Consider the following 12,295-nt stretch of genomic DNA (forward strand, 5'->3'; position numbering starts at 1 on the left):
GCTATTGCCATAACTTCCTATCAGGGAGGACATAACGAATATTTTAAGTACATGTATGACTTGCTTCAAGAAAAAGGAGCGGGCCAAATCAAGATTTTTGGCGGTGGAGGTGGCGTAATTTTGCCATCAGAAATAGCCGAATTACAAGCGTACGGAATTACCAGAATTTATGCTCCAGATGACGGACGTGCCATGGGATTGCAAGGTATGATTAATGACTTGGTACAACAATCAGATTTTCCTACTGGAGATAAATTAACAAATGAGTTGGACCAATTAGAGTTGAAAAATCCAACGGCTCTCGCCAGAATCATATCAGCAGCTGAAAATTTTCCGGATGTTGCGGCAAAAACTTTGGAGGCTATCCAAAAAAAGAATAAAAACAGCACAATTCCAGTATTGGGAATTACGGGAACTGGTGGCTCAGGAAAATCATCTCTTGTAGATGAATTGGTACGTCGTTTTTTAATTGATTTCCCAGAAAAAACCATCGGATTAATATCTGTAGATCCATCCAAACGTAAAACAGGTGGTGCATTATTAGGTGATAGAATCCGAATGAATGCCATCAATAATCCTCGCGTTTACATGCGTTCGTTAGCAACACGTCAATCCAATCTTGCTTTGTCTAAATATGTTGCCGATGCAATCCAAGTGATTAAAGCAGCAAATTATGATATCATCATCTTGGAGACTTCTGGAATTGGGCAATCCGATACGGAGATTATGGACCATTCGGATGTTTCTTTATACGTAATGACACCTGAATTTGGTGCTGCAACCCAATTAGAAAAAATCGACATGCTTGATTTTGCTGACTTGGTAGCAATAAACAAATTCGACAAACGCGGTTCTCTAGATGCTTTGAGAGATGTAAAAAAACAATACCAACGCAATCATAATTTGTGGGATGTGAATTTGGATACACTTCCGGTTTTTGGGACCATTGCTTCTCAGTTTAATGATCCTGGAATGAATACGCTGTACAAAGCGATTATGGATAAAGTCCATGAAAAAACGAATTCTGATTTGAAATCAACGTTCCAAATCACGCGCGAAATGAGCGAGAAAATTTTCGTTATTCCGCCACACAGAACACGTTATTTATCTGAAATTGCTGAGAGCAACAGAAAATACGACGTTTCAGCAGTTAGCCAAGAACAAGTGGCGCAAAAATTATATGGAATTTTCAAAACGTTGGAAACGGTTTCTGGTAAAGTTCCCGAAATTAACAAAGCAGGAATAAATGAGGATTCGGTTTTACCAACTGCTTTAGAAATAGAAAAATCGGGCGCAGCCGAAGATAAAATATTCTTAAACCTACTACTCAACCAGTTTGAAAAAGTAAAAATGGATTTGGATCCCTACAATTGGGAAATCATTTTGACTTGGAACGAAAAAGTAAATAAGTACAAAAATCCAATGTACACTTTTAAAGTTCGTGATCGAGAAATAAAAATGGCGACACACACCGAGTCACTTTCGCATTCGCAAATTCCGAAAATTGCGTTGCCAAAGTACAAAGCTTGGGGTGATATTTTACGTTGGTGTTTGCAGGAAAATGTTCCAGGAGAATTTCCGTTTACTGCCGGTTTATATCCGTTCAAGCGTGAAGGAGAAGATCCTTCTCGAATGTTTGCCGGAGAAGGCGGACCGGAAAGAACCAACAAACGCTTTCATTATGTGAGTGCAGGATTGCCAGCAAAACGTTTGTCAACTGCTTTTGATAGCGTGACTTTATACGGAAACGATCCACATGTACGTCCTGATATTTATGGAAAAATCGGGAATGCAGGAGTTTCAATTTGTTGTTTGGATGATGCTAAAAAATTATATTCTGGTTTCGATTTGGTGCATGCCATGACTTCAGTGAGTATGACTATTAACGGTCCAGCGCCAATGTTGCTTGGGTTTTTCATGAATGCTGCCATTGATCAACAATGTGAGTTGTACATAGCTAATAATGAGCTAGAAGCAGATGTCGCCGAAAAAATCAAACAAATTTATATCGAAAAGGGAATAGACAGACCGCACTATCAAGGCGATTTACCAGCGGGAAACAATGGTTTAGGTCTAATGCTTTTAGGTGTAACTGGAGATCAAGTTTTGCCAGCAGATGTATACAATGACATCAAGACAAGAACTTTATCACAAGTACGTGGAACCGTTCAAGCTGATATTTTAAAGGAAGATCAGGCGCAAAATACTTGTATTTTCTCTACTGAATTTGCCCTACGATTAATGGGTGATGTACAGGAATATTTCATAACTAAAAATGTTAGAAATTTTTATTCGGTTTCTATCTCAGGATACCATATTGCCGAAGCAGGAGCAAATCCTATTACGCAATTGGCATTTACACTTTCAAATGGTTTTACGTATGTGGAATATTATTTGAGTCGTGGTATGAACATCAATGATTTTGGACCAAATTTATCGTTCTTCTTTTCGAATGGTGTTGATCCAGAATATGCAGTAATTGGACGTGTAGCGCGTAAAATTTGGGCGAAAGCCATGAAAAATAAGTACGGTGCTAACGAACGTGCTCAAATGTTGAAATACCATATTCAGACATCAGGTCGTTCACTTCACGCACAAGAAATTGATTTCAATGACATTCGTACGACTTTGCAGGCGTTGTATGCGATTTATGACAACTGTAATTCGTTGCATACTAATGCATATGACGAAGCAATTACGACTCCTACTGAAGAAAGTGTGCGTCGTGCAATGGCGATTCAATTGATTATTAATAAAGAATTAGGTTTGGCCAAAAATGAAAACCCAATTCAAGGTGCTTTTATCATTGAAGAATTAACTGATTTGGTAGAAGCAGCCGTTTTACTAGAATTTGACAGAATTACAGAGCGTGGTGGTGTTTTAGGCGCTATGGAAACAATGTACCAAAGAAGTAAAATTCAGGAAGAAAGTTTGTATTATGAAACACTGAAACATACCGGTGAATTTCCAATTATTGGTGTAAATACATTCTTAAGTTCCAAAGGTTCACCAACAGTAATTCCAGCAGAAGTAATTCGTGCTACCGAGGAAGAAAAACAATACCAAATAGATATGTTGAATAATTTGCATCAATCTAATCAGGATAAAGTGAATCAACAACTAAATGCGATACAAGAAGCAGCGATTAAGAACGAAAACTTATTCGAACACTTGATGGAAGCTACAAAAGTGTGCTCTTTGGGACAAATTACATCTGCTTTATTTGAAGTAGGCGGACAGTATCGAAGAAATATGTAAGCTGAGAGCCATTTTCTTTGAAAAAGAAAACGTGTGAATCGCTTATCCGGCTTTTGCGCTGGATCTTATGAATTTAAAAAACCTTTCAGCAATGAAAGGTTTTTTTATGGTTTGTTCAAAATATTGGTTTCGCTTATTTTATAATTTTTTAAGTTGGAAATAACCAATATGTAAAGGGTTTTCTTTTAGTGGAACTTCTGATTTGGTAATTTTTAAAGTATATAACGCTTTAAATTCCTCAGGTAGTATATCGACAACTTTATAGCTATCGTCTATATCGATTCCGTATTTCTCGTCAAGGTGCGATTCGGCTCCTTTAAAACCGCAATGTTTGTAAAAAGCAGTTGCTTTAGATTTTTTAGTTGCCAAGGCAAGTTTATTGGCTACAGCCAGCATTTTATAATGGTATTCTTCAAATTCATTTTCTTTATAGCCACCTAAATTGATAAAAAACAATTGTGCTAATGAAGGAGTTGTTGGCGTATTTTTAGAAACAACTTCAATAGTAAAGTCTTCCACAACAGATACTTCGCGCCAAGCATCAATATGAAGCTTTCCTTTGGCTTCAGGCCAAAAATTTTTAATCTGTGGGATTAAATCTTTTAAGGAACTCCCAATTCCGAAAAAAATATCATGTTGCTCCGTAAGCCGTCCTGCCGGTGTGCAGCCTAGCATTAGCATGTATAATTTAAGTTCTTTTTCCATTTATCAAAAGTACATTATTTTTTAAAATAAATTTTGGCACAATTAATGGATACCATTTTTCAATATAAATAAATAACCTTTAACTAATGAAAAAAATTACCTTATTGTTGGTTTTCATCGGGATGATGACACTACAAAGTTGTGAAGTTACAGAAGTAGAAACGGCACCACGAACAGAAGTATTTGAAGTAACAACTTCTTTTAATTCGAACAATAACTATAGTAGCTTGGTTGAATTCAATCCGCCAATCTATTCATCCGATGCAGTTTTAGTCTACCACTTGTATGATACCGTAAATGGTCAAGATATCTGGAAACTAATGCCTCAAACGTATTATTTTAGTGATGGTGGAGAATTAGATTTTAATTTTGATTATACAAGATTTAATGTTAATATCTTTTTATCAGCTAATTTTAGTTTGAATACTGTGCCTTCTAGTTGGACACAAAGTCAAACGTTTAGAATTGTAATAATTCCTTCTAGTTTTGCAACTTCGGTAGATAAAACTAATATTAACGCTGTGTTATCTGCACTGAGCGTTAATAAAACCGAGATTCGAAAAATCGATATGTAACGTTTAGTATTTTACATCAAAAAGGGAAATCTCATGATTTCCCTTTTTTATTTTATTTATTTTTTTAATTTTATAGTACTTCTTTACTGGCTTTCCTAAGAGAAACTACAATCCCCGTAATAAGAGATAACGCAATAAAAGCAAGAGAAACCCATTCTGGCATTTCTATAAAGTCATGTAATAGCATTTTTAACCCAACAAAGCTTAAAATAGCGATTAGGCTGTATTCTAAATAACTGAATTTTGCCAGCATGTTAGCCAAAAAGAAATACATAGATCGCAATCCTAAAATGGCAAAAATATTAGAACTAAACACTAAAAAGGGATCATTTGTTATGGCTAATATTGCAGGAACACTGTCAATAGCAAAAACAACATCCATTACTTCAATAACCACAAGTGCAACAAATAATGGTGTTGCAGCAGTAATATGTCGTCTTTTTACAAAAAAATGCTCCTCGTCAATGTGATTGGAGATCGGGATTATTTTTTTAAGACTTCTATATACAAAAGACTTTTTAGGTTGAAATTGTTCATCATCGCCACTGAACAGCATTTTCATCGCAGTATACACTAGGAAAGCACCAAAGATATACGTGGTCCATGAAAATTTATTGATAAGTAGCACTCCAAAAAAGATCATTAATCCTCTAAAAACGATCGCCCCTAAAATGCCCCAAAATAAAACACGATGTTGGTATTTTTGTGGAATTTTAAAAGCTGAGAATATAATCGCTATAACAAATATGTTGTCTATGCTCAGCGATAATTCGATCAAATAACCTGTAATAAATTTAATAGATGCTGTGCTAGGCTTCAATAAATCGGGATTAGCAATATAATTTGTCCCATAAAGCCAATAGATCACGCCAGAGAACATAAAGGATAAAGCGACCCATATTGCAGTCCATTTTCCCGCTTCTTTAGAACTGATAATGTGAGGTGTTTTGTTAAAAACTCCTAGGTCAAGCGCTAGAAAAAGTATTACAGCAGCTAAAAAACAAATCCAGACAATCATATACAAATTATTTTAAGTAGTACAAAGATACTTTTTGGTTGGCCAAAATCGAAAGATATTCTAAGATAATAGTTTTTTTTGCAAAGATACAGACAAAATAAAAGTGCCAACTTTTATGAAGGCACTTTATGAAATACGAAATTAAGTTTTAGTAGTAGAAGGTTACACCAAAGCAGAATTTACCGTTTTTATAATTCGGGCAGCAATTTTATAAGGATCACCATTTGATGCAGGTCTTCTATCTTCTAGCCATCCTTTCCATCCTTTTTGAACAGTCATTAATGGAATACGAATAGAGCAACCTCTATCAGAAACGCCATAAGAGAAGTCATGGATAGAAGCAGTTTCGTGTTTTCCGGTTAAACGAAGATCGTTATAAGCGCCATAAACAGCAATATGTTCTGCAGTTACAGGTCTAAATGCTTCACATATTTTTTCATACACTTCTTGAGAACCACAAGTTCTTAAAACTTCATTCGAGAAATTAGCATGCATTCCTGACCCATTCCAATCGGTATCGCCTAATGGTTTTGGGTGGTACTCAATATAATATCCATATTTTTCGGTTAATCGATCTAATAAATAGCGCGCTACCCAAATTTCATCTCCTGCTTTTTTTGCTCCTTGTGCAAACAATTGAAATTCCCATTGGCCACAAGCAACTTCTTGATTAATTCCCTCAAAGTTAATCCCAGCTGCAATACATAAGTCGGCATGCTCTTCTACTAATGCTCTTCCGTGTGTGTTTTTTCCGCCAACAGAGCAGTAGTACATACCTTGTGGAGCAGGATAACCTCCAATAGGAAATCCTAATGGCAACAATGTTTTAGTATCCATAATGAAATACTCTTGTTCAAATCCAAACCAGAAATCGCCATCATCATCAATAGTAGCTCTGCCGTTTGAAGAATGTGGTGTGCCATCAGCATGCATCACTTCTGTCATTACTAAGTAGCCATTGATGCGAGTAGGATCAGGATAGATAGCTACGGGTACCAATAAACAATCAGAGGAACCGCCTTCGGCCTGTTTTGTAGATGATCCATCAAAAGACCAATTTCCAATTTCTTCAAGTGTTCCCTTAAAGTTTTCGTGCTCCTCAACTTTAGTTTTGCTTCTCAGGTTTTGAGTTGGTTCATAACCATCTAACCAAATGTACTCTAATTTTATTTTTGCCATAACTATGTAAATTAACTGGGTGATTATTTTCTTGCGCAAAAGTAAAACATTTTTTCAATCAATAGAAATTAGGGGGTATTTTTTATTAATTAGTTCATTATTTTTTACATAAGTGTATTTTCAATGGGGGTAAATTTTTTAAATAGATTATTTTGGGTTAAAAAATATAATTTGATAAAGTCAGCCGAATGTTTTTTTGCTTTTTATTGATTATATTTGAACTTTATCCAATACATAACTACTAATTAAAAAATCACGCTATGCCAACATTACGTTTCCAAGCTTTGAGAGAAGCATCAAACAGAAAGCCTGTTCAATTTGAAGAAACCGATAGAAAATCAACCATTTTTGGTTCGAATGTGTTTAACGATAAGGCCATGAAGCAGTATTTAACTTCCGATGCGTTCAAAGGCGTGCAAGGTGCCGTTCAGCATGGAACTAAAATAGATCGAAAATTAGCAGATTATATAGCCATGGGGATGAAAGAGTGGGCGCTAGCAAAAGGAGTGACACATTATACACACTGGTTTCAGCCACTTACAGGTACTACTGCAGAAAAACACGATGCTTTTTTTGAAACGTCTTATGATGGCAGTGATCCAGTAGAAAAATTTGGTGGTGCGCAATTGGTACAACAAGAACCGGATGCCTCTAGCTTTCCTAATGGCGGTATCAGAAATACATTTGAAGCGCGAGGATATACTGCTTGGGATCCTACTTCTCCAGCTTTTATATATGGAACCACTTTATGTATTCCTACCGTTTTCATCTCTTATACTGGCGAAGCATTAGACAATAAAATTCCACTATTACGAGCATTATCTGCTATGGATACTGCTGCGACTGAAGTTTGTAAGTATTTTGACAAAAATGTTAAAAAGGTTACAGCAACTTTAGGTTGGGAACAAGAATATTTTTTGATTGACAAATCACTAGCAGATTCTCGTCCGGATCTTATTATGACTGGAAGAACGCTGCTTGGACATACTTCTGCAAAAGGACAACAACTAGACGATCATTATTTTGGATCGATTCCGACCCGTGCTTTAACCTACATGAGAGATTTAGAGCAAGAATGTATGCTATTAGGTATACCGGTAAAAACGCGTCACAATGAAGTAGCACCCAATCAATTTGAATTGGCTCCTATTTTTGAAGAAACAAATTTGGCTGTAGACCACAACTGCTTGTTGATGGATGTGATGCAAAAAGTAGCTGAACGTCATGATTTGAAAGTTTTATTTCATGAAAAACCTTTCAAGGGTGTAAATGGTTCTGGAAAGCACAACAACTGGTCATTGGCTACAGATACGGGAGTGAATTTGTTGAGCCCAAGTAAAACACCAATGAGCAATTTACAGTTCTTAACGTTTTTTATTAATACCATTAAAGCAGTTAATGATTATGAAGCGCTATTGAGAGGAGCAATTGCAACAGCAAGTAACGATCATAGATTAGGGGCCAATGAAGCTCCACCAGCTATTATTTCAGTATTTATTGGAGAGCAATTGACTAAAGTTTTAGCAGAATTGGAAGGCGTTACTGCTGGAAAATTATCTCCAGAGGAAAAAACCGACTTAAAATTGAACGTTGTGGGTAAAATTCCAGATGTCCTTTTAGACAACACGGATAGAAACAGGACTTCGCCTTTTGCGTTTACAGGAAATAAATTTGAATTTAGAGCTGTGGGTTCTTCTGCAAATTGTTCTAATGCGATGACTACTTTGAATACAATAGTAGCCAAACAATTGAAAGATTTCAAAATTGAAGTGGATGCTTTGATCGAATCCAAAGACATGAAGAAAGATGATGCCATCTTCAATGTGTTGCGTGAGTACATCAAAGTTTCTAAAAATATACTTTTCGAAGGCGATGGTTACAGCGAAGCTTGGGAAGTAGAAGCAGCAAAACGAGGATTGAGTAATTTTAAAACAACGCCCGAAGCCCTAAAAGCGAGAGCTTCTAAACAAGCCTTGGATTTATTTTCTGAAATGGGGATCATGAATCACATCGAAGTTGAGGCTCGTTACGAAATCGAATTGGAGGAATACACCAAGAAAATTCAAATTGAAGGTCGAGTTTTAGGAGATATTTCAAAAAATCACGTAATCCCAACAGCTATTCGTTACCAAAATACTTTAATAGAAAACGTAAAAGGTTTAAAAGATATTTTTGGAGCTGAATTTGAATCGATCGCTAAGGAGCAAATTATTTTAATTAGAGAAATTTCAGGACATATAGAAGGAATCAATTCTAAAGTAGAAGCAATGACGGATGAAAGAAGGAAAGCCAATACCTTGACCGATGCGCAAGAAATGGCTGAGGCGTACTGCAATACTGTAAAACCATATTTTGAAATCATCAGAAACCATTGCGATAAATTAGAATTATTAGTCGATAACGAGCTTTGGACACTAACTAAATACAGAGAATTATTGTTTACAAAGTAAAATGTTTTCAAATTATAGAGTCAAAGCCTTTCTGTAAAGAGAGGCTTTTTTCATTTTTATTCGCTTTAGAAATAGTATTTATGTTAGAGAAAAGTTGAATGATTTTAATTTGTATTAAGAAATGTTTAAGCATGTATTAATAAATATCTATTGTATTTTATTATAATTATTTAGTTAAAAGTTAATTTATTATGGCTTTTATATTAATGTAAGTAAAGTTGTATTATATTTTTTTTGTAAAAATGTAGTTTGTCGATATACAATTACTTTTTATCGAAAATTTATCTATTATACTGAAAAACAGGTATTTATACGTGTTTTTTTTATTTTGTCTTTTCTATCTTTGAAATGTAATACTGAAACAAGATTTATTAAAAAGTCGTTGTTTGATTATTTAAAAAAAAGATTCCCCAAATCACTTTTTTAAACCTACATAATAACTTGTATTAACAACCAATTAAATATATGTATTATGAAAAAAGTAATTTTGAGCATCTCCGCGATGCTATTTGTAGGAGCAGCATCTTATGCGCAACCGGGCCCAGTAGCTGGAGCAAATTCAAGTTTGGTAGGACAAACAGGAACTTCACAAAATGCACAAGTTCATCAAATTGGAACCGCACAGAGTTCAAAGATCAAACAAATGATCAACAACAATGATGCGTTTGTGTATCAAGGTGTAAATCCGGGGCAAATTATCGTATCTGGTAACAATACTTCGGCTAAAAACATGGCAGACGTAGATCAAAAAGGGAATGACAACCGTGCGTACATCTCTCAAAACAACTGGGACAATAAAGCAACCCAAAAACAAGTTGGTGATCGTAACGACGCTACCATTTGGCAGGACGAAGTTGTAGTAGCTACTGCACAATTGTTTGGAGCCGATGAAGCAATGCAGAAACAAACCGGTAATGACAACAAAGCGACTATTGATCAAGGTACGTCTGGAAACAATCCTCTTCCTGTTGTATCAACTTTCACTTTGATGGTGCCTCTTAGCGCTGCAGTGCCAACTTCGCCACACGGAAAAAACAAAGCCATTCAAACGCAAGATGGAAACTTCAATTTGGCTTACACAAGTCAAGGAGGAGAACGCAATGATTCTAAAATTTCTCAAAACAGCACTACACAAGCTGCAACATTAGCAGCAAGAAACGTTGCAAATCACTATCAATATGGTAAAGACAATCTAGCTGAAACAACTCAAAAAGGTTTCAAAAATTTAGATAATGTTTTGCAAGAAGGTTTGTTTAATAAATCATTTACAAATCAAACAGGTACGAGCTCAGGAAACATAAACGCCGTTTCTCAACAAGGAAACGGAAACATGTCAAATGTGATTCAAAGTAACTAATTAAGGTTTTTTTAGATAAGGACAGCTGGTATAAAAGCTGTCCTATCTTTTTTAATTTAAAATTAGAATCATGAAAACATTCCTATTATGTAGCATTTTTTGTTTCTCCTATTTTCAGGTGGCATTTGCTCAAGTTTTTGTAACAAATGCAATTGATCCAGCGGTGCTAAGGCCGATTGATTTGTTTCAAAACAGACCAACACGCAATCCCATTCAGTCGAGTACTATAAGCACGGTACTCGTGAGTCAAAATTTTGGAAATATTGTTCAAATACGGCAAATAGGGAACTATAACAACGTAGAGGCTAATTTGGCAGCAAACAATATTGATCTAGAAATTACTCAAAAGGGAGACAAGAACCAAATATATTTGAATAAACAAGCCAAAGAAATCAATCATATTATTTGGCAAGAAGGTAATAATAATAGGATCAATGATTTTGCTTCTTTTTCTAATTATGCTAGTAATAACGTAGTAATTCAAAAAGGGAATAATCAAAGTTTTACAAGTTTTGGAACTAATTCATTATCAAGAGATATGCAAATTAGACAAACAGGGAGCGGAACTGCAATTATAATTATCAATAAATAAAAAAATGAAGGTCAACTACAAAAATCTTTGCATACTTGTATTTTTTGTATGTCCGTTACATTTTTTTGCACAAACCACTAATACCGTGGTAAAAGCAAAAATTATTATAGAGAAAAATCAGTCTGTTGTAACCTTGACTGGTACAGCAGAGAATTTGTCTGAAGTTGTTCAAAGTTTTTCTTATAAGTTATCTGTCATAAAAAAAAATAGTACTTCAGACAATCAATCTACGAATGAACAAGAAGGTTTTTTTACATTGAATGCGAACGAAAATAAAAATTTATCTACTTCTCAGATTAACTTAACAACGGGAGATGAAGTGATTGTACTGCTACTTTTTTACAATGAAAATAAACAACTAATTGGAAAAGACAGAGTAGTGCTAGGAGAACAAAAAAAAAAGAACAGCCTCAACGACTTTTAACTGAAGGATTTGAATTGACAGGTATTATATCTGATGAGACTAAGACTAAAGTTGGTAAAGATTTCTATGACTTGTACTATTATTTGTACCATGATTACCAGATAAGCGCAAAAAAAATAGTGGTTCTTACAGAGGAATTTAGTTTTGCCAGAAATACTAAAATAATTGTCGGCATTGAAAATGAAATTATATTCGAATTTTTAACAAGGCCAGATGAGGAATATCTATCACAGATGGCTGAACAAGCTATTTATGCCACTTACCTGCATTTAAAAAATCTTGAAAAACAAAGTAAATATTTTACTCAATATTAATTTTATAAAATGTACCCATGAAGCAACTAGTAACAGTAGCCTTTATTGTTCTTGGCATACAATCATTGCTTGCCCAAGATTTAGTATATAAGCCTAAAAATCCCGCTTTTGGTGGAGACACCTTTAATTACCAATGGCTGGCTAGCTCTGCTGAGTCTCAAAATAAATTTACAGATAAGACCATCAAAGAAAAATCACAAACAGAGTTAGAACGATTTACTTCAAGTTTAAATTCTCTTTTACTCAGTCAAATCTCAAGTTCACTATTCCGCCAGCAATTTGGCACCGATGGCATCAAAATAGGATCATATACATTTGGAAGTTTGTCAGTAGAAGTGTATCCTTCAGCAGGTGGATTAACAGTAGATATTTTAGACACAAAAACAGGTGAACAAACGCAAGTAATTATACCCAACCGATAAT

The 12,295-nt window shown here is 35.0% G+C and carries 11 protein-coding genes; 8 read left to right on the forward strand and 3 right to left on the reverse strand.

The window, feature by feature from the left end; genetic code table 11:
* The coding region (locus AC061C_RS11480; protein ID WP_478291288.1) for a methylmalonyl-CoA mutase family protein at positions 1 to 3,258 on the forward strand (3,258 nt) is incomplete at its 5' end.
* A gap of 138 nt (positions 3,259 to 3,396) precedes the next feature.
* Here AC061C_RS11480 and AC061C_RS11485 read toward each other — a convergent pair.
* Positions 3,397 to 3,963 (reverse strand): DUF1543 domain-containing protein, encoded by a 567-nt coding sequence (locus AC061C_RS11485; RefSeq protein ID WP_478291289.1) that lies wholly within the window; start codon positions 3,961 to 3,963, stop codon positions 3,397 to 3,399.
* A gap of 86 nt (positions 3,964 to 4,049) precedes the next feature.
* Here AC061C_RS11485 and AC061C_RS11490 point away from each other — a divergent pair, with 86 nt between their 5' ends.
* On the forward strand, positions 4,050 to 4,538 hold the full coding sequence (locus AC061C_RS11490; RefSeq protein ID WP_478291290.1) for a hypothetical protein: 489 nt from the start codon (positions 4,050 to 4,052) through the stop codon (positions 4,536 to 4,538).
* A 70-nt stretch (positions 4,539 to 4,608) separates the two neighbouring features.
* Here AC061C_RS11490 and AC061C_RS11495 read toward each other — a convergent pair whose 3' ends face one another.
* Together AC061C_RS11495 and AC061C_RS11500 are read right to left on the reverse strand one after the other, a co-directional pair.
* Entirely contained in the window at positions 4,609 to 5,556 is a 948-nt protein-coding gene (locus tag AC061C_RS11495; protein WP_478291291.1) for a TerC family protein, read from the reverse strand.
* Positions 5,557 to 5,718: 162 nt separating this feature from the next.
* Complete coding sequence (locus AC061C_RS11500) at positions 5,719 to 6,735, reverse strand: glutamine synthetase beta-grasp domain-containing protein (protein ID WP_309760063.1); 1,017 nt, start codon at positions 6,733 to 6,735, stop codon at positions 5,719 to 5,721.
* Between the two features lie 260 nt (positions 6,736 to 6,995).
* Between AC061C_RS11500 and AC061C_RS11505 the strand changes: the two genes are divergently transcribed.
* The 6 genes from AC061C_RS11505 (at position 6,996) to AC061C_RS11530 (ending at position 12,294) form a co-directional block, all read left to right on the forward strand.
* Complete coding sequence (locus tag AC061C_RS11505) at positions 6,996 to 9,185, forward strand: glutamine synthetase III family protein (RefSeq protein WP_417946293.1); 2,190 nt, start codon at positions 6,996 to 6,998, stop codon at positions 9,183 to 9,185.
* A gap of 472 nt (positions 9,186 to 9,657) precedes the next feature.
* Complete coding sequence (locus AC061C_RS11510; protein WP_478291292.1) at positions 9,658 to 10,542, forward strand: hypothetical protein; 885 nt, start codon at positions 9,658 to 9,660, stop codon at positions 10,540 to 10,542.
* Positions 10,543 to 10,612: 70 nt separating this feature from the next.
* Positions 10,613 to 11,134 carry a hypothetical protein gene (locus AC061C_RS11515; protein ID WP_478291293.1) on the forward strand — a complete coding sequence of 174 codons (522 nt, stop codon included), beginning with the start codon at positions 10,613 to 10,615 and terminating at the stop codon, positions 11,132 to 11,134.
* Positions 11,135 to 11,138: 4 nt separating this feature from the next.
* Positions 11,139 to 11,558, forward strand: coding sequence for a curli-like amyloid fiber formation chaperone CsgH (csgH, locus tag AC061C_RS11520; protein ID WP_478291294.1), 420 nt, complete (start codon positions 11,139 to 11,141; stop codon positions 11,556 to 11,558).
* Positions 11,559 to 11,572: 14 nt separating this feature from the next.
* Positions 11,573 to 11,872 carry a CsgE family curli-type amyloid fiber assembly protein gene (locus tag AC061C_RS11525; protein WP_309760055.1) on the forward strand — a complete coding sequence of 100 codons (300 nt, stop codon included), beginning with the start codon at positions 11,573 to 11,575 and terminating at the stop codon, positions 11,870 to 11,872.
* A gap of 17 nt (positions 11,873 to 11,889) precedes the next feature.
* A complete protein-coding gene (locus AC061C_RS11530) occupies positions 11,890 to 12,294 on the forward strand; it encodes a curli assembly protein CsgF (RefSeq protein ID WP_309760053.1) in 405 nt (134 codons plus the stop codon).
* The last annotated feature ends 1 nt before the right edge of the window (position 12,295 follow it).

The organism is Flavobacterium sp. GNP010 (assembly GCF_056428945.1).